This window comes from Pseudomonas sp. GW821-FHT09D08, from assembly GCF_059416305.1.
Genome location: NZ_JBWKOX010000029.1, coordinates 1 through 25639, shown reverse-complemented (window position 1 = coordinate 25639; position 25639 = coordinate 1). Strand labels below are relative to the sequence as shown.

General features: G+C 62.6%; 23 protein-coding genes. 12 read left to right on the top strand and 11 right to left on the bottom strand.

Going from position 1 to position 25639, the window contains the following annotated elements; genetic code table 11:
* The first annotated feature begins 17 nt into the window (after positions 1-17).
* Together AC07OP_RS29300 and AC07OP_RS29295 are read left to right on the top strand one after the other, a co-directional pair.
* Complete coding sequence (locus AC07OP_RS29300; RefSeq protein WP_065940300.1) at positions 18-3101, top strand: MexW/MexI family multidrug efflux RND transporter permease subunit; 3084 nt, start codon at positions 18-20, stop codon at positions 3099-3101.
* Positions 3098-4540, top strand: coding sequence for an efflux transporter outer membrane subunit (locus tag AC07OP_RS29295; RefSeq protein ID WP_495101194.1), 1443 nt, complete (start codon positions 3098-3100; stop codon positions 4538-4540). Before AC07OP_RS29300 ends, AC07OP_RS29295 begins: the two co-directional genes overlap by 4 nt.
* Here AC07OP_RS29295 and AC07OP_RS29290 read toward each other — a convergent pair.
* Positions 4507-5244: a nitroreductase family protein gene (locus AC07OP_RS29290; RefSeq protein WP_027607433.1), complete on the bottom strand. Its 738-nt coding sequence runs from the start codon at positions 5242-5244 to the stop codon at positions 4507-4509. The genes AC07OP_RS29295 and AC07OP_RS29290 overlap by 34 nt on opposite strands.
* Before the next feature lie 35 nt (positions 5245-5279).
* Positions 5280-5933, bottom strand: a complete 654-nt coding sequence (locus AC07OP_RS29285; protein WP_141155543.1) for a helix-turn-helix transcriptional regulator — start codon at positions 5931-5933, stop codon at positions 5280-5282.
* A 342-nt stretch (positions 5934-6275) separates the two neighbouring features.
* On the opposite strand from AC07OP_RS29285, the gene AC07OP_RS29280 reads away from it, so the two are divergent.
* The 7 genes from AC07OP_RS29280 to ribD all read left to right on the top strand — a co-directional run bounded on the left by AC07OP_RS29280 (position 6276) and on the right by ribD (position 13428).
* Positions 6276-7331 (top strand): class I SAM-dependent methyltransferase, encoded by a 1056-nt coding sequence (locus tag AC07OP_RS29280; protein ID WP_115486974.1) that lies wholly within the window; start codon positions 6276-6278, stop codon positions 7329-7331.
* Entirely contained in the window at positions 7331-8224 is an 894-nt protein-coding gene (locus AC07OP_RS29275; RefSeq protein ID WP_065940296.1) for a VOC family protein, read from the top strand. Before AC07OP_RS29280 ends, AC07OP_RS29275 begins: the two co-directional genes overlap by 1 nt.
* Positions 8225-8298: 74 nt before the next feature.
* Positions 8299-9330: a formylglycine-generating enzyme family protein gene (locus tag AC07OP_RS29270; RefSeq protein WP_495101193.1), complete on the top strand. Its 1032-nt coding sequence runs from the start codon at positions 8299-8301 to the stop codon at positions 9328-9330.
* Positions 9331-9340: 10 nt separating this feature from the next.
* Entirely contained in the window at positions 9341-9937 is a 597-nt protein-coding gene (ribA, locus tag AC07OP_RS29265; RefSeq protein ID WP_027607438.1) for a GTP cyclohydrolase II RibA, read from the top strand.
* A 28-nt stretch (positions 9938-9965) separates the two neighbouring features.
* Positions 9966-11654 (top strand): WD40 repeat domain-containing protein, encoded by a 1689-nt coding sequence (locus AC07OP_RS29260; protein WP_495101192.1) that lies wholly within the window; start codon positions 9966-9968, stop codon positions 11652-11654.
* A gap of 17 nt (positions 11655-11671) precedes the next feature.
* Positions 11672-12328 (top strand): SAM-dependent methyltransferase, encoded by a 657-nt coding sequence (locus AC07OP_RS29255; protein WP_057722505.1) that lies wholly within the window; start codon positions 11672-11674, stop codon positions 12326-12328.
* Positions 12325-13428: a bifunctional diaminohydroxyphosphoribosylaminopyrimidine deaminase/5-amino-6-(5-phosphoribosylamino)uracil reductase RibD gene (gene ribD, locus AC07OP_RS29250; protein WP_227451416.1), complete on the top strand. Its 1104-nt coding sequence runs from the start codon at positions 12325-12327 to the stop codon at positions 13426-13428. Before AC07OP_RS29255 ends, ribD begins: the two co-directional genes overlap by 4 nt.
* On the opposite strand, the gene AC07OP_RS29245 is transcribed toward ribD, so the two are convergent.
* Positions 13429-14157 carry a class I SAM-dependent methyltransferase gene (locus tag AC07OP_RS29245; RefSeq protein ID WP_495101191.1) on the bottom strand — a complete coding sequence of 243 codons (729 nt, stop codon included), beginning with the start codon at positions 14155-14157 and terminating at the stop codon, positions 13429-13431.
* Between the two features lie 316 nt (positions 14158-14473).
* On the opposite strand from AC07OP_RS29245, the gene AC07OP_RS29240 reads away from it, so the two are divergent.
* A complete protein-coding gene (locus AC07OP_RS29240; RefSeq protein WP_495101190.1) occupies positions 14474-15808 on the top strand; it encodes an LLM class flavin-dependent oxidoreductase in 1335 nt (444 codons plus the stop codon).
* Between the two features lie 3 nt (positions 15809-15811).
* Here the strand turns inward: AC07OP_RS29240 and AC07OP_RS29235 are convergent, their stop codons facing one another.
* Positions 15812-16318, bottom strand: a complete 507-nt coding sequence (locus tag AC07OP_RS29235) for a hypothetical protein (protein WP_495101189.1) — start codon at positions 16316-16318, stop codon at positions 15812-15814.
* On the bottom strand, positions 16315-17229 hold the full coding sequence (gene ssp4 / locus AC07OP_RS29230) for an Ssp4 family T6SS effector (protein WP_495101188.1): 915 nt from the start codon (positions 17227-17229) through the stop codon (positions 16315-16317). Before ssp4 ends, AC07OP_RS29235 begins: the two co-directional genes overlap by 4 nt.
* Positions 17230-17413: 184 nt before the next feature.
* Between ssp4 and AC07OP_RS29225 the strand changes: the two genes are divergently transcribed.
* Positions 17414-17902, top strand: a complete 489-nt coding sequence (locus AC07OP_RS29225; protein ID WP_141155538.1) for an Hcp family type VI secretion system effector — start codon at positions 17414-17416, stop codon at positions 17900-17902.
* 296 nt (positions 17903-18198) lie between these two features.
* Here the strand turns inward: AC07OP_RS29225 and AC07OP_RS29220 are convergent, their stop codons facing one another.
* The 4 genes from AC07OP_RS29220 to AC07OP_RS29205 all read right to left on the bottom strand — a co-directional run bounded on the left by AC07OP_RS29220 (position 18199) and on the right by AC07OP_RS29205 (position 22508).
* Entirely contained in the window at positions 18199-19662 is a 1464-nt protein-coding gene (locus AC07OP_RS29220) for an aldehyde dehydrogenase family protein (protein WP_495101187.1), read from the bottom strand.
* Between the two features lie 143 nt (positions 19663-19805).
* Complete coding sequence (locus AC07OP_RS29215) at positions 19806-20978, bottom strand: NAD(P)/FAD-dependent oxidoreductase (RefSeq protein WP_141606830.1); 1173 nt, start codon at positions 20976-20978, stop codon at positions 19806-19808.
* Positions 20975-21382 carry a RidA family protein gene (locus AC07OP_RS29210; protein WP_495101186.1) on the bottom strand — a complete coding sequence of 136 codons (408 nt, stop codon included), beginning with the start codon at positions 21380-21382 and terminating at the stop codon, positions 20975-20977. Before AC07OP_RS29210 ends, AC07OP_RS29215 begins: the two co-directional genes overlap by 4 nt.
* Complete coding sequence (locus tag AC07OP_RS29205; protein WP_495101185.1) at positions 21372-22508, bottom strand: DSD1 family PLP-dependent enzyme; 1137 nt, start codon at positions 22506-22508, stop codon at positions 21372-21374. The genes AC07OP_RS29210 and AC07OP_RS29205 overlap by 11 nt, the downstream gene beginning before the upstream one ends.
* 95 nt (positions 22509-22603) lie before the next feature.
* Between AC07OP_RS29205 and AC07OP_RS29200 the strand changes: the two genes are divergently transcribed.
* Complete coding sequence (locus AC07OP_RS29200; RefSeq protein WP_495101184.1) at positions 22604-23488, top strand: LysR family transcriptional regulator; 885 nt, start codon at positions 22604-22606, stop codon at positions 23486-23488.
* 1 nt (position 23489) lies between these two features.
* Here AC07OP_RS29200 and AC07OP_RS29195 read toward each other — a convergent pair whose 3' ends face one another.
* Both AC07OP_RS29195 and AC07OP_RS29190 read right to left on the bottom strand, forming a co-directional pair.
* The gene (locus AC07OP_RS29195; RefSeq protein ID WP_495101183.1) at positions 23490-24203 is read right to left on the bottom strand and encodes a cupin domain-containing protein; all 714 of its coding nucleotides are present in this window, start codon (positions 24201-24203) and stop codon (positions 23490-23492) included.
* Between the two features lie 22 nt (positions 24204-24225).
* Entirely contained in the window at positions 24226-25077 is an 852-nt protein-coding gene (locus AC07OP_RS29190; protein ID WP_495101182.1) for a GNAT family N-acetyltransferase, read from the bottom strand.
* Between the last annotated feature and the right edge of the window lie 562 nt (positions 25078-25639).

Genomic DNA, 25639 nt, shown 5'->3' with positions numbered 1-25639 from the left:
TCGCCCAGAGAACGCTCATGACTTTCACCGATATTTTCGTTCGGCGGCCGGTGCTCGCGCTTGTCGTCAGTATTCTGATCCTGCTGCTGGGGATCATGTCCTTGTTGCAGCTGCCGATCCGCCAGTACCCGATGCTGGAAAGCTCCACCATCACCGTGACCACCGAATACCCCGGCGCGTCATCCGACCTGATGCAGGGCTTCGTCACTCAACCGATTGCCCAGGCGGTGTCATCGGTGGAAGGCGTGGATTACCTGTCGAGTTCGTCGGTGCAGGGGCGCAGCGTGGTCACGGTGCGCATGGAGCTCAACCGGGACTCGACCCAGGCCCTCACGGAAGTCATGGCCAAGGTCAACCAGGTGCGTTTCCGGCTGCCGGAGCAGGCCTATGACCCGGTGATCGAACGCTCGTCCGGCGAGTCGACGGCGGTGGCCTATATCGGGTTCTCCAGCCCGACCCTGTCGACCCCGGCCTTGACCGATTACCTGGCACGGGTGGTGGAGCCGGTGATGAGCACCATCGAGGGCGTGGCCAAGGTCCAGGTGTTCGGCGGGCAAACCCTGGCGATGCGCCTGTGGATCGACCCCGCACGGCTGGCCGCGCGCGGCCTGACCGCCGCCGATGTGGCCGACGCGGTGCGCCGCAACAACTACCAGGCGGCGCCGGGCAAGGTCAAAGGCCTGTTCGTGGTCGCCAACCTGCGGGTCAATACCGACCTGACCAACGTCAATGAATTTCGCGATTTGGTGCTGCGCAACGATGGCAACGGCCTGGTGCGCCTGAAGGATGTCGGCACCGTGGAGCTGGGCGCGGCGTCGAGCGAAACCAGTGCCACCATGGACGGTGTTTCGGCCGTGCACCTGGGGTTGTTCCCGACGCCCGGCGGCAACCCGCTGGTGATCGTCGACGGTATCAAGAAACTCCTGCCGGACGTGCGCAAGACCCTGCCGCCGGACGTCAAGGCCGAGCTGGCGTTTGAAACCGCGCGCTTTATCCAGACCTCCATCGACGAGGTGATGAAGACCCTGCTCGAGGCCTTGCTGATCGTGGTGATCGTCATCTACCTGTGCCTGGGGTCGTTGCGCACGGTACTGATTCCGGTGGTGACCATCCCCTTGTCGATGCTGGGGGCCGCGGCGCTGATGCTGGCGTTCGGTTTCAGCCTCAACCTGTTGACGCTGCTGGCGATGGTGCTGGCCGTGGGGCTGGTGGTGGACGATGCGATTGTGGTGGTGGAGAACGTGCACCGGCATATCGAGGAGGGCAAGACCCCGGTGGCGGCCGCCCTGATCGGTGCGCGGGAAGTGGCGGGGCCGGTGATCGCCATGACCATTACCCTGGCGGCGGTGTATGCGCCTATCGGCATGATGGGCGGCCTCACGGGTGCGTTGTTTCGGGAGTTCGCCCTGACCCTGGCCGGCGCGGTGATCGTGTCCGGCGTGGTGGCGCTGACGTTGTCGCCGGTCATGAGCTCGTTCCTGCTGCAGTCCAAGCAATCGGAAGGGCGCATGGCGCACCTGGCCAACCGTTTCTTCGACGGCCTGGCCCTGCGTTATGCCAAGGTACTGGACCTGTCGCTGCGGCATCGCTGGCTCAGCGGGCTGTTTGCCTTGCTGGTGATGATCAGCCTGCCGTGGCTGTACCAGTTGCCGCAGCGGGAGCTGGCGCCCACCGAGGACCAGGCCGGGCTGCTCACCGCCATCAAGGCGCCGCAACATGCCAACCTGGAATACGTCGAGCGCTTTTCCGCCAAGCTGAATGAGGTCTATGGGCGCCTGCCGGAAACCGTCAGCACCTGGATCATCAATGGCAGCGACGGCATCGCCTCGAGCATTGGCGGCATCAACCTGACGTTGTGGGGCGAGCGCGAGCGCACCGCCGCGCAGATCCAGGTCGACCTGCAGGCGGCCACCAACGATGTGGAAGGCACCAGCATCTTTGCCTTCCAGTTGCCGGCCTTGCCGGGCTCCACCGGTGGCCTGCCGGTGCAACTGGTGCTGCGCAGCTCCCAGGATTACCGCGTGCTGTACGAAACCATGGAGCAGATCAAGCAGAAGGCCCGCGACAGTGGGTTGTTCGCCGTGGTCGACAGTGACCTGGACTATAACAACCCGGTGGTACAGGTGCGGGTGGACCGGGCCAAGGCCAACAGCCTGGGGATTCGCATGCAGGACATCGGCGAATCGCTGGCGGTGCTGGTGGGGGAAAACTACCTCAACCGCTTTGGCCTGGAGGGCCGTTCCTATGATGTGATAGCCCAGAGCCCCGGCAGCGAACGCCTGACGCCCGAAGCCCTGACCCGCCAGTATGTGCGCACGGAAGACGGCACACTGATTCCGCTGTCGACGGTGATCCAGGTGTCCGAGCACGTCGAACCCAACAAGCTGACCCAGTTCAACCAGCAGAACGCCGCGACCTTCCAGGGCGTGCCGGCGGCCGGGGTCACCCTGGGCGACGCCGTGGCGTTCCTGGAGGGCGTCACCGCCGAGTTGCCCGTAGGGTTCAGCTACGACTGGCAATCCGATGCGCGGCAGTACACCCAGGAAGGCAATGCGCTGCTGCTGGCGTTCCTGGCGGCGGTGATCGTGATTTACCTGGTACTGGCGGCGCAGTACGAAAGCCTGATGGACCCGCTGATCATCCTGATCACCGTGCCGCTGTCCATCAGCGGCGCGCTGATTCCCCTGGCGCTGGGCTACGCCACGATCAATATCTACACCCAGATCGGCCTGGTGACCCTGATCGGGCTGATCAGCAAGCACGGCATCCTGATGGTCGAGTTCGCCAACGCCCTGCAGGCCCAGGAACACCTCGACCGTTCCGAGGCGATACGCAAGGCCGCGCAGATTCGCTTGCGGCCGATCCTGATGACGACGGCGGCCATGGTGGTCGGCCTGGTGCCGCTGCTGTTCGCCTCGGGTGCCGGGGCCAACAGCCGCTATGGCCTGGGGGTGGTGATTGTATCGGGCATGCTGATCGGCACCTGCTTCACCCTGTTCGTGCTGCCGACGGTCTACACCCTGCTGGCCCGCAAGCATTCCCTGGCGGCCGCGACCCCACGGGCCCAGTCCCTGGCGCAAACCCTGAGGAGCGAACCATGAAGCCCGGCAAAACTGTCACCACCGTGCTGACGTTGGCGCTGCTCAACGGCTGCATGGTCGGGCCGCATTACGAAAAGCCCGTAACCCCGCCGATCAGCCTGGTCACCGCGCAAAAGGATTTGTTTGCTCGGCAGGCGCCGGTGCAGGCCCAGTGGTGGGCGTTTTTTGACGACGCCGAGCTCGATCGCCTGATCGACACGGCGCTGGCGCATAACCATGACATTCGCCAGGCCCAGGCCAACCTGTTGGCCTCCCGTGCGGTGTTCGATGACCGCCGGCTCGACCAGTATCCCGGCGTCACCGCCCGTACCGCCTATGGCCGCAGCCTGGAGCAGCAGTTGCCGTTCGACGGTGGGCCACCGGAGCGGATGCTGTCGCAGACCTATCGCGCCGGCTTTGATGTGCAGTGGGAGATCGACGTGTTCGGGCGTTTGCAACGCCTGACCGCCTCGGCCATGGCGCGTTCCCAGGCAGCCCAGGCGGACCTGGCGCTGATGCAGTTGAGCATCGCTGCCGACGTGGCGCGTTATTACTACGAGCAGCAAGGCTTGACCCGCAGCCTGGAAGTGGCCCAGGCCCAGGTCAGTGCCTGGCGCGAAACGCTCACGCTGACCAGCGCTCAGGTGCGCGCCGGCAGCGGTCAATTCGAGGATCAGCAAAACGCCCATGCCAACCTGCTGCTCAGCGAGGCGGCGATTCCACCGTTGCTGACGCGGATCCAGGAAACCGGTTATCGCCTGGACGTATTGACCGGCCAACCACCGCGTCAACAGCAGGCCCTGGCCAAGGCGCATTTCCTCGCGCCCCTGGCCCGGCAACTGCCCTTGGGCGATGTCGACCAGTTGATCCGCAATCGTCCGGATGTGGTCAGCGCCGAACGCTTGCTGGCCGCCAGCACCGAAGACGTCGGCGCCGCCACGGCGGACTTGTACCCACGCCTGAACCTGGGCGGTTTCATTGGCTTCTTCGCCCTGCGCGGCGGCGACCTGGGCAGCGCGTCCCGCGCGTATGAGCTGGCGCCGTCGGTGGACTGGCCGGCGTTTCGCCTGGGCAACGTGCGCGCACGCCTGCGCGGTTCCCAGGCCCAGGCCGAAGGTGCCCTGGCGCGCTATCAACAGTCGCTGCTCAAGGCCCAGGAAGATGTGGAAAATGCGCTGATGCGCCTGGCGCAGGACCAGACCCGCCTGGGCGCCTTGCTGGCGTCCGCCACCCATGCCGAGCAGGCGATCGACATCGCCAGCAAACGCTACCGCAGCGGTTCGGGCACCTACATGGCGGTGCTGGAAAACCAGCGCGCGTTTTTCCTGATCAAGAAGGACGTGGCCGATGCCGAGACGGCGTCCTACCTCAACGCCATCGCGTTATACAAGGCGCTGGGCTGGGGCAGTGGCGGTGCGCTGCAGGCTCAATCAGCGGACAAACCATTGGCCAGCAACTGAGCCTTGAGGTCGGGCCGGTAGTTACGTGCATACGTGCGGCCCACGGTGCTTGACCAGGACTGGCCGTCCGCACGGCCGATGATCTGCCAATGGCGCATCAGGTGCTGGTCATAGGCACTGATCGCCGGTGCCAGCGCGGCCGGGTTGTAGCGCTCGTCGTGACGGAAGGCTTCGATGCCCATGCGCGGTTTCTGTGCCGCCGGCTCGTGCACATGACCCAGGGCCAGGCCGCACAGGGCGAAGGTCTGCTCGGGCAGCCCGAGCAGCTCGATCATCGCCTCGGCGTTGGCACGAATGCCGCCCACCGGCACCACGCCCAACCCCAATGAACGTGCGGCGATCATCAGCGTGCTGAGGATGATGCCGCCGTCGGTGCTGGCGGCGATCAGCCCTTCCAAATGTCGCTGGATCTGCTGTTGCTGGCCATTGAGCGCGGCACCCACGGCGGTCTTGTGAAAGTCCACCACCAGGGTGATAAACACCGGCGCCGACGCGATCCAGGGCTGGCCGCCGGCTATTGCCGCAATGCGTTGGCGGGTGCCTGCGTCGCGCACGACCACCACGGAAATATGCTGGGCATTGAAGGACGTCGGCGCCAGGTGGCCGGCCCGCAAGATGGCATCCAGGTGTTCGTCGCTGACGGGCGTGGGTTGGAAGCTGCGCTCGCTGCGGTGGTTGGCGAGCAAGTCGATAGTCGGGGTCATGGCCTTATTCCTTTAGGGCGGTTGGTGTAGGGCGGTCAGGTGCGCGGTTGAATGTTATAGACGCAACGCCGGTCCCCGGAGATCAGGTGTTCGCAGCGTTCGACAAGGGTGTCGTCACCCATGGCTGCACGAAATATCTGCAGCTCCGAGCGGCAGAAACCCTGGCATTTGCGCGCGGCAGCGCAGATCGGGCAATGGTTTTCGATCAGCAGCCAACCTTCACCTGCGGGTTCCATATGCGCCATATAGCCGGCGAGTTCGCGGATGCGCACCAGGATGGCGACTTTTTCTTCCAGGGATGAGGCTTGCGAACACGCCTGGACGTATTCCTGGCGGTTGGTCGCTTCCATGCTGGAGATGATTTTTTCGATGCCGTCGCTGCCGAAAACGCCCTCGATGGATTCGATCAGGTGCAGGGTCAGCACACTGTGGGAATCGGGGAATTTATTCTGCGCGGTGTCCGTCAGCGCCCACTTCAACGAAGGGCGGCCGGCCCCGGAGGTGGGTGCCGAAACGCCGACGATCAGCTCCGATGTCTGCAATTTCTGGATTTGTTGCCGGGTTGCCTCAAACGTGAGTTCCAGCAGGGACGCCAGTTCGGTGGTTTTCAGCGGGCCACGGGTCTTGAGCAAAAACAGGATGCGTTCAGCGGTGGATGACTGGGTATCGTCGGCAGGTCTGGAGGTCATAAATCGCGTGTAACCATGGGGAGTGAGGGCATCACTGGAGTTCGTCGACCTTTGGCGCCATCCATTGCGTAAGGGGTAGTGGGCATGAGCATAGTCATTTTTGCTGCTCAGGAAAATAATAAATAAATGGAATCAATAGGTAATTATAAATAGCAAATAATTATAAAAGGTTTGGCTTGCTTTTGTAGGACTTACGACTAGGATCGTAGCTAGCTTTTTGGAAGCTGCTCGTAAACATTCATTTGCACACGACTCCGGACCGTTAAAAAACACGCTGCGTCCCGAGCACTCATCGCTCGCCGACGCCAGTGAAGACAAAAACATTCAAGGAAGAGAATCTGTATGAATGCGCAAAAGCCGACGACCATCTATGAGCACGCCGATGAAGTAACCGCTCTGTCCAGCGTGGTCGACCTGGTAAAACTCTCCGACCAGTATCGACAATCCGCCATCCTTCACTTCGCCGTGGCGCAGCACCTTTTCGATCACACCGCCCGCCCGGCTACCGCCAAGGCGATCAGCCAGCAATTGGGCTGGGTGCCCAACAAGGCGAAGATCTTTCTCAATGGCCTGGTCGCCCTGGGCCTGTTGAAAAAGTCCGCCGACACCTATACCAACCAGCCCCTGGCCGAGCGTTTCCTGGTCAGCCGCAGCGCCGAGTTCATCGGCCCGATCATTGCCCACCAGCGCTTGCAGTGGCAGAACTGGCCACGCCTCGGGGAAATCCTGAGCAGCGCCGAGTCCATGGATTTCCAGCAGGAGAACCGCTTCAAGCACGACATCGCCGCACGTGATGCCTTCAACGATGCGATGGTGCGCTTCAGTCAACCCATGGTCGATGTGCTCAAGGAATTGCCGGTGTTCGATACCGCCAGCAAGGTCATCGACCTGGCCGGTGGACACGGCACCTATATCGCCGAAATCGCTCGGCGGCACCCTCAGGTCCAGGGCGAAATCTGGGACCTGGCCGCCACGCGCCAGTCCGCCGAAAGCACCGTCGAGAAGTACCAGTTGGCGGGGCGCCTGACGTTCAAGGAGCGTAACCTGCTGGACCTGGCCCGCTACGAAGGTGAAAGCGCCGACGTGATCATGGTCAATGATTGCCTGCACTATTTCACCCGCGAAGAAACCAGCACGCTGATCCGCTCGGCGGCCCAATTGGTCAACGACGGCGGTTCGTTGCTGGTGCTGAGCATGACCCTGGAAGACGATGAAATTCACCCGGCGCTGTCGGCGGATTTCTCCCTGCACATGATGGTCAACACGGTGCACGGCGAACTGCATCCCACCCGCTGGATCGCCGAACAGATGGTTGCCCAGGGCTTTGAGGTGGTCCAGGAGCCTATCGGGCGCTACAGCCTGTTGATCGGTCGCCGCACTGAGGGGAGGGTTGCCTGATGCTGCGCTTTATTACCTTGTACAGCTCCGACACGGCCGCACGTCTGAACGGCTTTCTCGAGTCGTTGAACACCTGCGCGAAAACCGCCGGTTTTGAACTGTGCGCGGCCGTTGAGGGCGCGCAGTTACCCCAGGCCGACGGGTTTATCCTGCTGGTGTCGGCGGCAGACAGCCTCGATACCCTCACTGCCCGGCTCGCGGCATTGGCCGATGGCTACCACAACAAGGCGGTCAGCATCGTGCGCCTTGCCGAAGGCAGCGCCGGGCAACCTGCCGGCGATCCGCTGAACGCGGCATTGCTGCAACGCACGGCCTGTTTCATTTACCCCCATGGCCTGGCGATCACTGACGCGGGCGTATCCACGGACACGGTGAAAAACTGGCTGGCCGGTTTCTCCAAATTCGCCGCCGCGATCAAAATGTGGCGGTCCCTGGAAGGCGTATCCATCGAGGCGGCCGCGCTGGAATCCCAGCGTCCGCAACTGACCCACATCAACATCCTCACCCGTAACCTGGAAGCCTCCCAGGCGTTTTATCGCGACATCTTCGGCGCCCACTATTGCTACAACCTGGGGCCGCGCAAAGTGGTGATGGAGTTGAACGGGTTCGACTTCTTCATCGAGCACAATCCCGACTTTGTCTACCCGCCGGGCTACCACATCGGCATTCGTGCGCTGCCGGAGGATGTCAAACGCATCGCCGACAAGGTGGCTGCCGACGACAACATCACCCTGGTCAAGGGCAATGGCCCCGCGCCGGGTTATCACCACGGTCCGGACAACGTCCGCACGGCCGTGTACTTCGAAGATCCCGATGGCCTGGTGGTTGAGGTGTACTCCACCGAAATCGAGATGATCGAGACCAATCGAAGGTTGCTGCTCGACCGACTCTGATACCTGACTGATCCACACGCCGAGCGGTTTCGCGCTCGGTCGTGGATGTGTTCGCTCGGAATAAAGGTGTACCTATGACGAATCAATACGGTTGGCATTGGCCGACGCTGCCGAGCCCTTTGCCAAAGAACGTGTCTGATCGGGTATTGATGGGCTACCCGCAGGCTTACGTCGAATATGAACTGACCCGGCAAATCGCCGACGCCACCGGACAGCTGATGAGTGCGCCCATCGAGCAACTGCTGCGGGTGGTCGAGTCGGTTGCCGAACCCCTGGTGCGGCGTATCGCCGCCGGTGAAGTGCTGGGCTACAAGGGCGACCCGCGCATCGACGTGTTCAGCCCCGCCATGTGCGACGTTCCTGCCGCCCAGGTCGAGATCGGCCTGGAGCCGCAACGCGTCGATGCGGTCATGACCGCCTACGCCGGGCTGGGCCTGGACCGCAGTTGGATCGAGAAAGAAACCCCCAACCATCGGGTCGACCTGGCGAGCTTTCGCATCGGTCGCTACCCGGTCACCAACAGCGAATATCGCGCCTTCCTGCTGGATACCGGTTATCCGTTCCTGCCGACCGGCTGGGCCTTTGGCCGCTTTCCCCAGCACCAGGCCAACCACCCGGTCTACAGCGTCAGCGACGTGGATGCCGACGCCTACGCCCAATGGCTGAGCCGACGCACCGGCCGGGCGTTCGCGCTGCCCAGCGAAGCACAGTGGGAATACGCCGCGGCAGGGCCGCAGCGCTCTCAGTTTCCCTGGGGCGAAACCTTCAATGTCGAGTACGCCAACACCATCGAGTTGGGGTTGCTCACGTCGACACCCGTCGGGGTGTTCCTCGAGGGCGCCTCGATGTTTGGCGCGCTGGACATGGCCGGCAACGTGGAAGAGTACGTTGCCGACGATTATCGGGCCTATCCGGGCGGGCCTGAGGTCAACGATGACCTGGTGCTGGATGTTGGTCGGCACCGGGTAGCCCGTGGCGGCAGTTTCACCCGCTTCAGGGATCTTGCGCGCAATCAGCGCCGACATGGACGTTATCCAAGACCCATCTATGTCATGGGATTCCGTTTGGTAGAAAACCACTCTGGCCAGAACGCGACACTTCCATAGAGGCTATGCCATGGACACTCCAGTAACGCTTCATACGCAAGTTCCCATCTCCATTCTCGGCGGTGAGGTCAACGCCCACTTCTACGGGTTCAAGGGCTTTGACAAGAACAATGAACACTTTGCCGTCAGAGCCGGTGAGCCCGATGCCGATGTGCCCCTGGTGCGCGTGCATTCCGAATGCATCACCGGTGATGTATTCGGTTCCCAGCGCTGCGATTGTGGCCCGCAGTTGCAGGAAGCCCTGAAGGCGCTCGATGCCGAAGGCGGCTACCTGATCTACCTGCGCCAGGAAGGTCGCGGTATCGGCCTGTATTCGAAGTTCGAAACCTACCTGCTGCAAGACGCCGGCATGGACACCTACGAGGCCAACGTGAAGCTCAACCACCCGGAAGACTCGCGCAGTTTCGCCCCGGCGGTCGCCATGCTAAGGGCCCTGGATGTGCATCGCTGCCGGCTCCTGACCAACAACCCGGACAAGGTCAAGCAGTTGCGCGATGGCGGGATCGACGTGGTCAGCTCAGTGCCGACCGGGGTGTTCCTGACCAAGCACAACCACAACTACCTGCGATCAAAAGTCAGCAAGTCGAGCCACACCATCAAGCTTTGATTTCATTCTCCAGGAAAAGGACTTTTCGATGAGACACATAGGCCCTATCAGCGGCGTCGCCGCCCATGCTGGTGAGTTCATCGCCACCGCCGGCTACGACAACCAAGTCATTCTGTGGAACGCCCAGACCGGGCATTCGATCCACCGTGTCAGCCATGACCACCTGGCCAACCAGTGCGCGTTCAGTGCCGATGGCAAGTACCTGGTGAGCGCCAGCAGCGACTACACCGCCCGCGTCTGGGAAGTGCCGAGCATGCGCCTCAAGGCCGTGCTGTCGGGGCATGACGACGACGTGGAAATGGCGGTGTTCTCGCCGGACGGTGCGTCGATCGCGACCTGCTCGCGCGATCATCAACTGCGCCTCTTCGACCTCGACGGCAACCTCAAGGGCACCTGCCGGGGGCATCAGGCCGATGTGATTTCCGTGGTCTGGTCGCCGGATGGCAAGCGCCTGATTTCCAGCAGCGACGACGGCACGGTGCGCCAGTGGGACACCAGCACCTTCGAGCAATGCGATGAAGTCGACATCGGCGGCGTCGAGACCGATACCGTCGCCATTACCCGTGCCGGCGTGGTGTTTGCCGGTGACGATGAAGGGCGCATCTCGATCATTCATGGGGGCGAGATCCGCTCCATTCCTGCCCACGATGCCGGGATCAAGCGCATTGTCTGGAATGATGAAAAACAGCTGCTGGTGACCTTGAGTTATGACCGCCTGGCGATCCTCTGGCGCTTCGATGGCACCCAGCTGGAGCGCCTGCGCAGCACCAATTTGCCGAGCATCGTCTGGCCGCGCAGCTGTGCGTTCGTCGGCAGTGACGCCTTGGTGTTCGCCACCTTCGGCTCGCGCTACGCCACTTGGGATTATGAACACGATCAGTGGACCGTGGACGGCATTCAGCCGGCGGTGAGTATCAACGCCGTGGTGACCACCGAGGGCGGGCAATACAGCATCGGTGACGCGGGCCTGCTGTTTCGCGATAACCAGCCCGTGAGCGGCGTCGGCAGCCTGTGCAACTTCCTGCTGCCGTTCGGCCCACTGTTGCTGACCGGTGGGCAGATGGGCCAGGTGTTCGATGCCCTCAGCGGGCGCCTGTTGTATCAGCATCGCTCGCCGCTCAATTGCGGCACCACGTTCCAGCGCAATGGCCAACTGCATGCATTGATCGGAACCTACACCGGCGAAGGCCTGGTGTTTGTCATCGCCGGCGATAACAGCCTGGAACTGGTGGCCTCGATCCCGATGCACGACAACGCGATCAAAGGCGTGGCCGCCAACGAGCATCACTTGTTCAGCGTGTGCGCCTCGGCCGCCGCCGCCCTGCACACTATCAGCGACTTCAGTTGCGCGCGGCATATCGAAAATGCCCACACGCGTATCTCCAACGGTTGCTGCCGGGTCGACGGCGGTTTCGCCAGCATTGGTCGCGACCTGAAACTGCGCCTATGGCTGGAGTCCGGTGACGAGGTCTATGACACGCCGCACCGCAATTCCATCAAGTGCATTTGTGCCTCGGCCGACGGGGAGGTGATTGCCACCGCGAACTACAGCGGCACCATCGCGCTGTTCGACTTGCCCAGCCGCTCTTGGCAGCAAGTGCAGCGTCCCACCGCCAGTGGTATCTCCTGTATCACCCACAGCACGGCCAGCGATGATTTCCTGGCCAGTTCCTACGATGGCCAGATCTACGGGATCGCCACCCGTCGCGCCTCTTGACCCAAGGACCGCCTGATATGAGCAAGCAAGCGCAATTCATGGACGTATCGACGTACCGCCGGGCGCTCGACACCTCATTTGTCCACCGCTACAGCCATGGTGAAGATGAGTGGTCCTGGGACATCGGCATGGCCAAGGCCGCCCGGGTCTTCCTCGAGGCACTGGGGCCGACGCCGGACCAGCACATCCTCGACGTGGGCGTCGGCCGTGCGCGGGATGCCTCGGAGTTCATCCTGGCAGGACACCGGGTGACCGGCCTGGACATCGTCGAGAATTCCAGCTGGCCGCTGCTGCGCAAACGCTGGGGCGAGCGTCTCAGCCTGGTGTGCAGCGCCCTGCAGGATTGGCAGCCACCGGCAGGAGAGGTGTTTGACGGCGTACTCGACAATGGCTGCTTCCATCACCAGCATCCGGATGAGTGGAGCCGTTACCTGGCCAATATCCGCCAGTACGCGCGCCCTGGCGCGTTGATCGGGCTCAACGTCTTCGGCGTCGACGCGAGCAACCCGGAGCCGGGCTGGCGCGAGATGGATAACCAGCGTCAAGGTTATTTCTTCACCGAGCAGGGCGTGCGCGACACCCTGGAAGCGTTTGGTTTCACTTGGCAGGACCTGGTGGTAATCGAGCGCCAGCATGGTGAGGCGGTGTACCTGTTGGCGCTGGTTCGCACATGAGCCTGGCGCTGGCGCGCGACATGCACTTCATGCGGCTCGCCCTGAAACTGGCTGACCGCGGCGCCTTTACCACGGCGCCGAACCCGCGGGTCGGTTGCGTGATCGCCAAGGGCGACCTGCTGCTTGGCCAGGGCTGGCACGAGTGGGCGGGGCAGGCACACGCCGAAGTCAATGCCCTGCGCGAGGCGGGCGTCGATGCGCGGGGCGCCACCGCCTATGTCACCCTGGAGCCGTGCGGCGGTCATGGGCGCACGCCGCCTTGTGCCGACGCGTTGATCAGGGCCGGCGTGGCGCGAGTGGTGATCGCCAGTGTCGACCGCTCCCAGCATGAGCATCATGGCATTGAGCGGCTTGAGGCGGCGGGGGTGCTGGTCGAACACTTGCCGTGTCCGGAGGCGCGCGAGTTGAACCAGGGGTTTTTCTCGCGTACCGAGCGCAAGCGGCCGTGGCTGAGGGTCAAGCTGGCCATGAGCCTGGACGGGCGCACGGCCCTGGGTAACGGGCAATCCAAATGGATCACTTCGCCCGAGGCCCGGGACGATGTACAAGTGTGGCGCGCCCGGGCCTGCGCGGTGCTCACCGGCAGCGGCACGCTGCTGGCGGACAACCCGCGCCTGACGGTGCGCCTGCCCGACCCGCACGCGGCGTTTTCCGTTCCGCTGCGGGTGGTGCTCGACCAGCATCTCAAGGGCGATGCCCAGGCCCATGTGCTGGATGGTGCGGCACCGACCCTGGTGTTTCATGGCCCCGGCGTCCAGCCGGCGCACCCACCCCCTGCGGGTGTGCGTTTCCGGCAGGTCGGGGTGGACGGCGAAGGGCTTGACCTGCGAGAGGTCATGACGGTCCTGGCTGAGGAGGGGTGCAACGAGGTCCAGGTCGAGGCCGGCCCGGTATTGTGTGGCGCCTTTGCGGCGGCAGGCCTGGTGGATGAATGGCTGGTCTACATCGCCCCGCTGTTCCTGGGCAGTGATGCACGGCCGTTGCTGGCGCTGGATGGCTTGACCGATCTGGGCCAGGCGCAACCCTTGTCGATCATCGAGCAGTGCCTGGTGGGGGCGGACATCCGGGTGCGATTGCGCCCGGTCGCCGCCCCGGCGTGATTATTTGCGGCAGGTCAAACCGATCTGCAGGCTGTTGCGCTCGAACAGTTGCCAGTACCCCGCCCCCATGGTGGTGCGGCTGTGTTCGCTGATCAGCGGGGCGACCCAGGTGAGCTGGTTGAAACCGGCCACCCGTGCGGCTTCTTCGTACACGCCTTGCTCCCAGCGGTAGTAGGTAAACGGTGCGGGGGGCGATGACATGAATTGCGCATTGCAGCGAAACCCGCCGGCGACCGGGGTTTCATCGAACACCTCAATCCCGTAGCGAGTGAAATTGCCTTTTTGCAGTTCGAACGACGGGTTGGCGGTGTAGGCCACCAATTGACCACCGGGCTTCAGGTTGTCGGCCGCCGACTGAAACATCTTGCTCAGTTCGTCGACACTGCTGGCATAGTTGAAGAGCCAGGCCGCCGTCACCATGTCGTAGGCGCCGATACGGCCCATCTTCGCCACATCCCGCACTTCGTAGGCGATACCGTCGTTGGCTTGCCGTGCCTGGTAAATCATGTTTTCGGAAATATCCACGCCATGTACCTTGGCGGCCCCCCAGTCTTTCAACTGGCGACTGAAGAAGCCATGCCCACACGCCAGGTCCAGGATATGCAGGCCCTCGATATGACCGACCATGCTGCGAAAGGTGTCGACCTCGACCTTGCGCTGAGAGGCCCTGGCGGTGAAATCCTCGAACTGTTCACTGATGCGTTCGTACACTTCTTTGGATTCTTTCATCTGCATGCCACTCCTTCGAATATGCGGGCTGGGGGGATGTGCAAGCCTTGGCATTTTTATGCAAGGTATAACTTGCGATATTAGGCCTAACGCCTCGATTTAACAAACGGCTTGGTGGGCGGTGCGCCTCGATCGGGTCAGCCTGCTGATAGGCGCGCGCTGGGTTGATTATGTGTTTGTGGAATATCTTCTATTGTTTTGATCATTATTTTTAATGATTAGCATAGATCCACAAAGCATTTCACAAGCCTGTCGATGGGCCTTATGGTCCTCCTCCACAGGTCAGCGTCGCTGCCATCCACGGAGGAATATCGTGATGTCCCATTTACCCCGGCAACTCAGGCTCGGTGCCATCCTCACCGGCGTCGGCACCGCGCAAAACGAATGGTTGCACCCGCAAATCCCCGGCGATGCCAGTGTGGACATCAATTGGTACCGCACCCAGGCGCAACAGGCGGAAGCAGCGAAGTTCGACCTGGTGTTCATCGTCGACAGCCCCTACATCACCCCGGATTCGGCACCGCACTTTCTCAACCGCCTGGAGCCGCTGACCCTGCTCTCGGCCGTGGCCGGCGCCACCTCGAAGATCGGCCTGGTGGCCACCCTGACCACGTCCTATACCGAACCCTTCAACGTCGCCCGCCAGTTTGCCTCCCTGGACCTGATCAGCGGCGGCCGTGCCGGCTGGAACGTGGTCACCACCGGCCTGGAAGGCGCGGCCGGCAACTTCGGCCGTGAGCAGCATATCGACCACACCGAGCGCTATCGCCGCGCGGCCGAGCACCTGGAGGTGGTGCAGGGGCTGTGGGATTCCTACGAGGACGACGCCTTCGTGCGCGACAAGGCCAGCGGCGTGTTCCTTGACCCGCAACGCCAGCATCGCCTGGATCACCATGGCGAGTTCTTCTCGGTGACCGGGCCGTTGAATATCGCGCGCTCAGCCCAGGGCCAGCCGGTGATTTTCCAGGCGGGTATTTCCGAATCCGGACGCAGCCTGGCGGCCAACTATGCCGAGGGCATTTTTGCCGGCGTGGGCAACTTCGAAGACGCCCAGGCCTACTACCGCGACATCAAACAACGCACCGCCGCTGCCGGACGCAACCCCGACCACGTGACCATCCTGCCGGGCATTTCGCCGATCATTGCCGACACCGACGAACAGGCCCAGGCCATCGACCGCGAACGCAATGGCGAGCTGGATTTGAACAAGGCCCTGGTGCAGTTGGGGCGGCCGTTCAACTACCACGACTTCAGCCAGTACCCGCTGGACGAACCCTTCCCGGACCTGGGCGACCTGGGCAGCAACGGCTATCGCGGGCATGCCGAAAACATCAAGCAAGTCGCCCGCGACCAGCGCCTTACCCTGCGCGAGGCGGCGTTGCGTTTTGCCAAGCCGTTTTCCAGCTTTGTCGGCTCGTCCAAGACCGTGGCCGACGAGATCGAACGCTGGTTTGTCGAAGGTGCGGTGGATGGGTTCAATATCCACGTCGGCGCGCCGGATGACTTTGCGCGGTTTACCGACCAGGTGCTGCCATTGTTGCGCGAGCGTGGGTTGTTTCGCCGTGAGTACAGCCACAGCACGTTGCGTGGGCATCTGGGCTTGCCGGTGCCGGTGAATCGGCATACGGCGGCAAGGAGCGAGGCGGCCTGAGAGTCACCACCATTTCCAGCGGCCCTGTTGTTTCAGGGTCGCGATAATGGCTAGGCGTGTGTGGCGTAACTCCACCGACTTTTGCCGCAGTTCGCGGCAGCGGTTGCTGTTGAGAATGAGCAGGCCGACAAGTGGGCAGAGCAGGGCCAGTGCATAGAGATAGGTATTGGGGCGCCAGAGAATGGCGGGTAGGGATATCAGCAGGCAAAGGAGGTAGATCGCGACGTTTATCCATACCCAATGGATGCGGCCGTAGAGCACTTCGTATTTGGCCAGGGCGAATACTGCGCCCAAGCCCGCGGCGCTGAAAAAACATGTCTTGGCGACAAAATCTACGGGGTGAGTAGGCAAATACGTAAGCATCGCCAAGATCGTTGTCAACGCGATCGAGAAACATCCTGCCAATGCATCACCTCCAATCACGGGCATGAACCGCTTGAGGAGTTGCCAAGGATCCTCAATAAAGAGTGATGAGTAATATTGGCCTTTTATCTTCCGTTGTTGGCTCACTGGTTAACTTCCTCGTAGATGCCCAACGCCAGAGTTCTTATGTTTCCAGAGACTGTACTGCTGGTAAAGCCGAGCAAGGCCGCAGCTATATCCATTTTGTGCGCGGCAGTTGCACGCTGCATTTGAATAGCGCTGATACGTTTGGCCACATTGCCGGAGGCTTTTTCCAGCTTGAGCAACTTGGTCGTTAGTCTTGGATCTCGGATTTTAAGCAGCTCATTGTTCAATTTTTTCCGTTCTTGCCGTGTCATCCCTCTAAGCACTTGCCTAGCTGTTTTTCCGGTTACTTTTGTGGTCGTTGTGACGACTTTCACGGTGACGAATGCCGAGCTGGCAACACCCATCAAAGCAATACCGTCCAACACTGCTGTTGCGGCCTCATACCACGTCTCGTTATCCAAGTAGTCATTAACCTCTGGAAAGGCTAACTCCGATGCTGTACGTAAAGCGCCACCGATGCATTGAACTGTACTTGCAACGGCAGCAGCTTTACCGATAAACGAAATTATCGAGCTAGCCCCAGCTGTAAAAGGCATCAGCGCAGCCCCACTCGCAATGACCATCCAACTCAACACTACTCCGGTGCATGCAATTGCCGTATTTATAGCTTCCACCGCCAACCTCGACTCCCGAGGCTCATGCTCCAACATCCGCTTGAACTCCACCGGCCCCACATACCTCGGCGCTTCCCGCAGCACCACCTTGATCGGCCGCACACTGCAAATCGCCTGGAACTCACGCAGTACCACCACGTTGAAATCCCCATCGATATACACCACCCCCGCGCCGATCAACGTCGGGTCGGCGTCTATGGCGAAAAACAACCGCCGCAGGTCGAGGCTGCTTTCAATGCGTTGGCGTGTAGTGCGGTGGGCTGATGGGAATCCATCCTTGAACAGGGCGACGGTCATTCCTGAACTCCTTTTTTTGGGAGTTGAGAGAGTAAAGACGCCGCGACTGGGATGAGTGTCGGAAGCTTCGCCATTTGCAGTCGGGCACTTCCTGACGCGACTTTGACGTCTTGTAGGCCCGCTCCCGATTGAGGAAAAGTGCGCCCCACGTCACTTCCGGCGGACCACAGGACAAGGAGCCAACATGGCAGTCGATATGTTTTTGAAACTGGGCGATATCAAGGGTGAATCGCGGGACCAGGCCCATCGTGACGAGATCGACATTACCAACTGGGGCTGGGGTTTATCGCAAACGGGCTCGATGCATTCCGGCACGGGAGGCGGCTCGGGCAAGGCCGACTTTGCCAACCTGAACCTGACCAAACCCCTGGATAAATCCAGCCCCAACCTGATGATGGCCTGCGCCACCGGCAAGCATTACCCCGAAGCCAAATTGGTGGTGCGCAAGGCCGGCGGAGCCAGCCCGGTGGAATATCTGGTGATCACCTTGAAGGAGGTCATGGTGGTGTCCTACAGCACCCGCGCTGAAACGACCGATGATGTGTTGTACGACAGCATCGCCTTGAACTTCGCCACCGTCGACGTCAGCTATCAGCCGCAGAAGGCCGATGGTGCCAAGGACGGCGGGCCGGTGAAATTTGGCTGGAATATCCGGCAGAACGTCAAGGTGTGATGCGCTGAGAGGGCATAGGTACTGACACAACTTTTTAAACCCTGACACATCTCCCTGTGGTGAGCGGGCTTGTCCCGCGCTGGGCTGCGAAGCAGCCCCAAAACCAGCCTCTACAGAGTGTCTGATACACCGCGTTCTTCTTGACTGGGGCTGCTTCGCAGCCCAGCGCGGGACAAGCCCGCTCACCACAAGAATGCGGTCGCCTGAAATTGTTTATGCAAGACTCAAGATTTTAGAGTGAAAATTTAACCCTTTAAAATCAATAAGTTATTTTGATCTTGATAAAGGCCCATCACTCACTCGCCAAACCCGATAATCGCCTTGGTTTCCAGATACTCCTCAAACCCCTGCACCCCATACTCCCGCCCATTCCCCGAGCGTTTGTAGCCCCCAAACGGCGCCATCGGATTCCACGCCGGATGGTTCAGGTGCACCTGGCCCGCCCGTATACGCGAAGCCACCGCCCGCGCAAGATCAAGGTCTTGCCCCTGAACGTGGGCGCCCAGCCCGTACACCGTGTCGTTGGCGATGGCGACGGCTTCATCCACCGTGTCATAGGCAATGATGCACAGCACCGGCCCGAATATTTCCTCCTGGGCAATGCGCATGGCGTTGTCCACGTCGGAGAAAACCGTCGGCCGTGTATAGAAGCCCTTGTCAAAACCCGCCGCCCGTCCCGGCCCACCGCACACCAGTTTGGCGCCCTCGTCGAGGCCGGCCTGGATCATGGCCTGGACGCGATGAAACTGGGCTTCGTTGGCAATGGGGCCCAACTGTGTCTGTTCCGATTGCGGGTCGCCGACGATCAGTGCATTCGCGGTAGCCGCCGCCAGGGCTTCGACTTCGGCCAGGCGGTTTCTCGGCACGATCATGCGGGTCGGCGCGCTGCACGACTGGCCGACGTTGCGAAACGCCGACATCACCCCCAGCGGCACAGCCTTGGCGAAGTCGGCGTCGGGCAGCAGCACGTTCGGCGACTTGCCCCCCAATTCCTGGGTGACCCGCTTGACTGTCGGCGCGGCCGCCTGGGCAACCAATGCGCCCGCGCGGTTGGAGCCGGTGATGGAAATCATGTCGATATCCCCATGGGCGGCCATGGCCGCGCCGACGTCGGCACCGCTGCCGTTCACCAGGTTGAACACCCCAGGCGGCAGGCCGGCGTCATGCACCAGTTGGGCAAACAGCAGAGCGCTCAATGGCGACAGTTCGCTGGGTTTCAACACCACGGTGCAGCCTGCGGCGATGGCCGGGGCGACTTTTGCGGTGATTTGATACAGCGGCCAGTTCCACGGCGTGATCAGCCCGCACACGCCGATGGGCTCGCGCTCGATTGCGGTGCCGCCTTCCACAGTCTGGAAGCGATAGCTGGACAGCAGGTCACGGGCGACCCGCACGTGTTCGGCCGCCAGCGGCACTTGCATCGCCCGCGCAAAACCGATGGCCGCGCCCATTTCCAGGGACAGCGCCTGTGCCAGCTGCTCTTTGCGTTCAAGGATCAGTTCGTGGATGTTCCCCAGCACCTGGGCTCTCGCAGCAGCCGGGGTTGCAGACCAACCTGCGAACGCCCCGCGTGCCGCCGCAACGGCCCGGTCGACATCCTCGGCAGACCCGCGTGCCACCTCGGCAACCACGGCTTCAGTGGCCGGGTTGACCACCGGCAGCGTCGCCGGGATCGCCGGGGACGTCCAACGACCGTTGATGTAAAACTGGTGAGCCGTTTGCGCATCAACGCTGTAGCTGTTTGAAGATTGAGTTGTCATCCAACTGGCTCCCTGGAGCGGTAATAGGCGCTGCAAACAGCACGGCCCGGTGTCCGGATAAGCTAGCAAAAGGCTCCCGCGCAAAGATGCCGTTATTCAACGCTGCAAGGGATAATCTGCTGAATCCGGCAGGCGGGTGAGGCTCATATGAGTTTTCCTGTGGTGGGGGCGTTTGCCGGCACCGTCGAAGGTTGGGTAAAGCGCCGGATATCGAACGGGCTGATCAAGGTGCTGGTGCTGCCGGTGCTGATCAGTTCGGCCATCACATCCCCCACGCCCGGGCCGAGCTGGAAGCCGTGGCCGCAGAAGCCGAAGGCATAAAACAGCCCGTCCACGCTGCCGCTGGGGCCCATCACCGGCAGGGAGTCGGGTGTATAGCTTTCGATGCCGCTCCACACTCGGATGATGTTCAGTTTCTCGGCGCCCGGTAAGAGCCGTTTCATCTGGCGCATCTGGTTGAGCAGGCTCTCGGGCTTGAAAAACGCGCGGCGGTTGAGCATGTCCGGCGTGCAGCGGGCGCCGCCGCCAATGATGATGTTGCCGCGCGGGATCTGGCGGAAGTAGATCACCTCTTCCTTGATCTTGGTGAACACGCCGATCACGGTGGGCAAGGCGTAGGGCACCGGTTCCGTCACCGACATCTGCGGGCCGTTGGGCTCCAGCGGCACCGGCTCGCCGAAGCGCTCGGACAGGCGCGCGGCCCAGGCACCGGCGGTAATCAACAGTTGCTCGGCAACAAACAACTGACCGTCGGTGGTGGTGACGTGGAACAGGCCGTTGACCTTTTCCACGTCGGCGACTTCGGTTTTTTCCTCAATTCGCGCCCCGAGGCGCTGTGCGGCGCGGGCAAACGCCGGCGCGGCCAGGCGGGGGTTGGCGTGGCCGTCGTGGGGCGCATAGGAGCCGCCTTTCACCTCGGGGCCGAGGAAACCGAAACGCTGGTGCAACTCGGCGCCGCGATAGATTTTCAGGTCCAGTTGCGCGGCTTCCGGCGCAGCGGCGTAGGCCTCCAGTTCGGCGATTTCATCTTCGCGATAGCACACGCGCATGTGGCCGCTGGGGATAAATTCCAGGTCGTCGTCGATCAACTCCGGCAGGCGTTTCCACAGCGCCCACGAACGGTTGGCCAACTCCAGTTGCCCCAGGTAGCGGCCCTGGCGGCGCACATTGCCGAAGTTCACACCGCTGGCGTACTGACCGATCTGGTCGCGTTCGAGCAGCGTGACCGAGCAACCGCGGCGGCGCAGGAAAAACGCCGACGAGGCGCCCATGATGCCGCCACCGATGATCAGCACAGCGCTTTTTTGCGGGTTCATGCAGGCTGCTCCTGTGTGGCACGGGCCACCGCTTCGATTTCGATCAGGTAGCCATGGTGCAACACCGGCACGGGCACCACGGCGCGGGCCGGTTTATGTTCACCCAGGTAGCACGCGTAGATCCGGTCGAAGGCGGGCCAGTGTTCGATGCCGACCACGTAGACCGTCACTTTGAGCAGGTCACCGAGGCTCAGGCCCGCTTCACCGAGGATCGCCACCAGGTTATCCAGGGCAAGCGAGGCTTGCACCGCGAACGGTTGCCCGGCGCTGTGCTCGCCATTGGCGCGTACCGGCAGTTGCCCCGACACATACAGCACGCCGCCGTGTGCCACCGCCTGGGAATAGTGCCCGCCCGGCGGTGCCGCGTGGGGGCTATGAATCAAGTGGATGCGATTACCAGCCATGCAGGCGACTCCAGGTGTGCACGCTGCCATCGGCCTCCACCGCGTGATAATCCGGGAACTGCGCGCCGGTGGCACAGGCATGGTTGGGCAGGATGCGCAGCCGACTGCCGATGGGAAAGCGCGTGACAAGCGCGTCACTGTGGGCAGCGCCCAGGCTGACGATGCCGTGTTCCTGGTTGGCAGCGGTGACCCGCGCGCCGTCGATCCAGTCGCCCGCTTCGCTGCACACTTGGCCGTAACCGAAGTCCTGGTGCTGGCGCTGGGTGCCACGGTCACGGCTCATGGCCATCCAACCGGCGTCGGTGATGATCCAGCCTTTGTCCGGCTGATGGCCGATCACGGTGGTCAGTACGCTCAGCGCCAACTCGTCGGCCTGGCACACGCCGATGTTGCGCATGACCAGGTCGAAGAACACATATACACCTGCGCGCACTTCGGTGACGCCGTCCAGGTTCAGCGCCGAGAGGGCCGTGGGAGTGGAGCCGATGCTGACCTCGGGGCACGCCAGCCCGGCTGCGCGGAGGGTGTCTGCGGCGTGTACGCAAAGTGCGCGTTCCTGTTCGGCCAGCGCTTGCAGGGGTTCAAGGCTGTCCAGCTCGTAACTCGAGCCGGCGTGGGTCATCACGCCACGCAGGTGCAGGCCGCCCTTGCTGAGGATGCAGGCGACGTCGATTAGTACCGGGTCCTGCGCGGCCAGGCCGGAGCGATGGCCGTCGCAATCGATTTCGATCCACACGTCGAAGCGTGCGTCATGCTGCTGTGCGAAAGCGACGATGGCCTCGGCGCCCGGGACGCTGTCGGTGAGCAGGCTGAGGTTGCAGCCTTTGCGCCACAGGGCCAGGGCCTGGGGCAGTTTGCCCGGGGCGATGGCCACGGCGTAGAACACATCGCGGATGCCGGCGGCGAAACAATGCTCGGCTTCCTTGAGGGTGGACACTGTGACACCGCTGGCTCCGGCGGCGATCTGGGCGTGGATCACCGGCAGGCACTTGCTGGTCTTGATATGCGGGCGCAAACGCACGCCCAGGCTGTTCATGCGCTCTTGCATGCGCTGGATATTGCGCTGCATCTGCGGGATGTCGACGAGCGCGGCGGGCGTGTCGAGGGAAGCAATCGGCGTGGGCATGGCGGAACTCGTGTGGCGGGGGACAGGCTGCACTCTACTCAGCTGTCGTTAACCTGTGGTTCAATCGGTACTCATCAATCATTAAGTAAAATTGAATGATTTCCATCGAAGACCTGCGCCTTGCCGTGACCCTGGCCCGCTCGGAGTCGCTGAGCGCCGCCGCCCGCACCCTGAATGTGTCGCCGCCGGCGTTGTCCATGCGCCTGCGCAAGTTGGAGACGCTGCTCGGGCTGAGCCTGGCCAATCGCGATGCGCGGCGCCTCAGCCTGACGGCGGATGGCGAGCGGTTTTCGCGGGAGAGCGCGCTGTTGCTGGAACAGCTTGAGGCGCTGCCGGAGTCGTTCCGGCACAAGGATGAAACCCTGGTGGGCACCTTGAGGGTGGCGGCGCCGTTTGGCTATGGCCGCCAGCGCATCGCACCGCTGTTGGCGCGGTTTGCCAAACTGCACCCGCAGCTGTGTTTGCATCTGGATTTGCGCGAGACGCCCTGGCCCGATCGCCATGACAGCGATGCGGTGGTTCATATCGGCCATCTGAATGACAGCTTGTGGACCGCGCGGCCACTGACACCAAACGAGCGTTGGTTGTGCGCCAGCCCGGCCTACCTGCACGCCCACGGCGTGCCGTCTGCGCCGGATGAGCTGGCGTCTCATCGCTGCATCTGCATTCGGGAAAATGATGAGGACGTGACCCTGTGGCACCTGCGCAAAGGCCAGGGCCGCAAGACCCTGCGCGTGGAACCTGCGTTGTTGAGCAACGATGGCAGCGTTGCCCGGCGTTGGGCCGAGCAAGGCTTGGGTCTGGTGCTGCGTTCGCAGTGGGACGTGAGTGACGCCGTGGCCAGCGGCAGCCTGGTACGTGTGTTGGCGGACTGGAGCTTTGACAGCGCACCGGTGCTGCTGCTGGTGCCGTCGCGCAAACTGCGCAGCCCGCGCGTACAGGCGTTGGTGGCGTTTCTGGAAGAGGCGTTGAAGGCCTGAGTCACTTCACCGCGTAGACCTTGCGCACGTACACCGTACTGGTCCAGGCGCAGGGCGCGCCCTTGGCCACGAACACGGTGTCGCCGGTATTCACCGTGACCTCGCCACCTTCGTTATCCAGCAGGGTGACGCGGCCTTCGAGCAGGTGCATCAATTCATGCAGTTTGTGCGGGCGGCCGTGGCGGGCGTAGGGCGTCGAGTCCCAGATGCCGACGCGCAGCTCGGTCACGGCATCGTCGAACAGGTTGAGGGCGCGGCACTGCGGGGTAGGGCCGATCAGTATCTGGGGTTCCGGCGCGGCGGAGGAGTTGAGCAGAGTGTGCGGCTCGAGCAGGGTCAGGCCGGGGCACACCGGGGCATCGGCCTGCTCGACTGCGCAGAACGCCCATTCGCTGCCTGCACTGGCCTGCACCGTGAGGCGTGTGCCGAAGCCGATGACGGCGCTGGCGCCGACGTCCAATTCCAAGGTCTGTTCCGCGTCACTGAGCACGACATGGCCTGCATGTACCACCAGCGTTTCGCTGTGGGGGAACTCTTCGATCACCGCTTCGCCGCTGAAGGACACCACGCCGGCTGACACGCCATCGTCGCCCATCCAGGCGAGTTGGCGGCTGTCGCCGAACGGGTCCAGCGCGCTCAAGGCGGCCTGGTTGAAAGACGTGGCAACGCGGCTGCCGTCGGCGCGTGCCAACAGCAGGATACGGGGAGATGACATGGGGAGTGCTCCGGGAGAAAAGTCAGCCGATCGCCTGGGTGATCAGGGCAAAGGGGTGGACGCCTTGGCTGGCTTGGGGCGGCGTACCCAGGGCCATTTGCGCGACGGTGTCGATGTTCTTCAGGCCGGCCTGTTCGAGCCAGTCGCTGAGGCCGCAGGCGACGGGAATGTCGATGCGCACAAAGGTGTCCGGCACCTGGGCCAGCAAGGTGGCTATCAGGTACTTGGCCTGCTCGATATTTTCCGCCACCACCGGGCCGATGCAACGCCCACGCCCAAACGGCCGCAGCAGGGCGAAGCCGCGTAGCCGGCCGTCGCGTTCGATACCCACGGCGTGCTCCACCTGCAGGTCACGCAGCACTTCACGGCGATCCATACCGCTGGCGGCCTTGGCCAGCGCGAGCAGGTTGGCGTGATCATCGGCGTTAAGCGCCCGGCAGGTATCGCCGTCGGCCAGCGTCGGCAGGGCGGGCACCAACGCCTGGCCCTGATGCTGCTGCACCCGGCCGAACTCGACGAACCCCTGGCTGGCATACAACGGCGCGCCGGCAAGGGTGGCGTTGAGGACCGGCGTGCGCGTATCGCAGGCGGCAATGGCCTTCTCCATCAAGCGCCGGCCGATGCCCTGGCCCTGGTAGTCATTGCTGACGATCACCAGGCCGATGGTGGCGTAGTCGCCCTGGGGGCAGGTGAACGCGCTGCCGATCAGCCGCTCGCCATCCATGACCACGAAGCCGTCGCTGACCCGTTGCAACATTGCCCAGTCTTCCAGGCGGTGAGGCCATTTGAGTTGCACCGACAAATCGTGGGCGGCCGGCAGATCGGCTGCGGTCATTGCGCGGTAGAGATAAGTGGGGTGTGGCAGGGCGGACATGGCGAGCCTCCGTGGAGCGTTGTTTTGGCGGTGTCAGGTTGCTTGTATCCCACCTGGGTTGGAGGCTGGCAAGAGGGCCGGGAATATTCGGTAGATTCCTCGCGGTGTGCGGGGCGAGACCACAGTTACTACTTAATTGGGGTTGGGGGGCAGCAGCAAATGCCATGGGGTTGGCGTTGGAGCCAACTGGAGTAGGGCGGGTGTGCACGGTTAAAAATGTGGGAGGGGCGGTGCGACGGTTCGACTTGCCGCGATGAAGTAGTGTCAGTGGATGCATCTGTAGCTGAGCTGCTGCCATCGGGGCATAAGTATCTGCATAATTTTTTTCAGCGGTCTGTGGTGAGGGCGCTTGGTTCCGTGGCGGCCTTTGGGCGACCGCTTTTGTTGGGGTGGAGTACATATCCGTTGCTGCGGTAACGGCTGCCTATGGTTCCGCTCTTACAGCGGGTCACTTTTGGAAAGACCCAAAAGTAACCAAAAGGTCTTCGCCCCAACACTCGGCACCTCGCCTAGGCTCGGTGTGCCCTCACTCCGGCTTTGGAGCGTGGGCCGCCGCAATGGG

Bases quoted from the DNA above. Each gene is read 5' to 3' on its own strand.
- AC07OP_RS29300 (WP_065940300.1), top strand. From the start codon at position 18: ATGACTTTCACCGATATTTTCGTTCGGCGGCCGGTGCTCGCGCTTGTC.
- AC07OP_RS29295 (WP_495101194.1), top strand. From the start codon at position 3,098: ATGAAGCCCGGCAAAACTGTCACCACCGTGCTGACGTTGGCGCTGCTC.
- AC07OP_RS29290 (WP_027607433.1), bottom strand. From the start codon at position 5,244: ATGACCCCGACTATCGACTTGCTCGCCAACCACCGCAGCGAGCGCAGC.
- AC07OP_RS29285 (WP_141155543.1), bottom strand. From the start codon at position 5,933: ATGACCTCCAGACCTGCCGACGATACCCAGTCATCCACCGCTGAACGC.
- AC07OP_RS29280 (WP_115486974.1), top strand. From the start codon at position 6,276: ATGAATGCGCAAAAGCCGACGACCATCTATGAGCACGCCGATGAAGTA.
- AC07OP_RS29275 (WP_065940296.1), top strand. From the start codon at position 7,331: ATGCTGCGCTTTATTACCTTGTACAGCTCCGACACGGCCGCACGTCTG.
- AC07OP_RS29270 (WP_495101193.1), top strand. From the start codon at position 8,299: ATGACGAATCAATACGGTTGGCATTGGCCGACGCTGCCGAGCCCTTTG.
- ribA (WP_027607438.1), top strand. From the start codon at position 9,341: ATGGACACTCCAGTAACGCTTCATACGCAAGTTCCCATCTCCATTCTC.
- AC07OP_RS29260 (WP_495101192.1), top strand. From the start codon at position 9,966: ATGAGACACATAGGCCCTATCAGCGGCGTCGCCGCCCATGCTGGTGAG.
- AC07OP_RS29255 (WP_057722505.1), top strand. From the start codon at position 11,672: ATGAGCAAGCAAGCGCAATTCATGGACGTATCGACGTACCGCCGGGCG.
- ribD (WP_227451416.1), top strand. From the start codon at position 12,325: ATGAGCCTGGCGCTGGCGCGCGACATGCACTTCATGCGGCTCGCCCTG.
- AC07OP_RS29245 (WP_495101191.1), bottom strand. From the start codon at position 14,157: ATGAAAGAATCCAAAGAAGTGTACGAACGCATCAGTGAACAGTTCGAG.
- AC07OP_RS29240 (WP_495101190.1), top strand. From the start codon at position 14,474: ATGTCCCATTTACCCCGGCAACTCAGGCTCGGTGCCATCCTCACCGGC.
- ssp4 (WP_495101188.1), bottom strand. From the start codon at position 17,229: ATGACCGTCGCCCTGTTCAAGGATGGATTCCCATCAGCCCACCGCACT.
- AC07OP_RS29225 (WP_141155538.1), top strand. From the start codon at position 17,414: ATGGCAGTCGATATGTTTTTGAAACTGGGCGATATCAAGGGTGAATCG.
- AC07OP_RS29220 (WP_495101187.1), bottom strand. From the start codon at position 19,662: ATGACAACTCAATCTTCAAACAGCTACAGCGTTGATGCGCAAACGGCT.
- AC07OP_RS29215 (WP_141606830.1), bottom strand. From the start codon at position 20,978: ATGAACCCGCAAAAAAGCGCTGTGCTGATCATCGGTGGCGGCATCATG.
- AC07OP_RS29210 (WP_495101186.1), bottom strand. From the start codon at position 21,382: ATGGCTGGTAATCGCATCCACTTGATTCATAGCCCCCACGCGGCACCG.
- AC07OP_RS29205 (WP_495101185.1), bottom strand. From the start codon at position 22,508: ATGCCCACGCCGATTGCTTCCCTCGACACGCCCGCCGCGCTCGTCGAC.
- AC07OP_RS29200 (WP_495101184.1), top strand. From the start codon at position 22,604: ATGATTTCCATCGAAGACCTGCGCCTTGCCGTGACCCTGGCCCGCTCG.
- AC07OP_RS29195 (WP_495101183.1), bottom strand. From the start codon at position 24,203: ATGTCATCTCCCCGTATCCTGCTGTTGGCACGCGCCGACGGCAGCCGC.
- AC07OP_RS29190 (WP_495101182.1), bottom strand. From the start codon at position 25,077: ATGTCCGCCCTGCCACACCCCACTTATCTCTACCGCGCAATGACCGCA.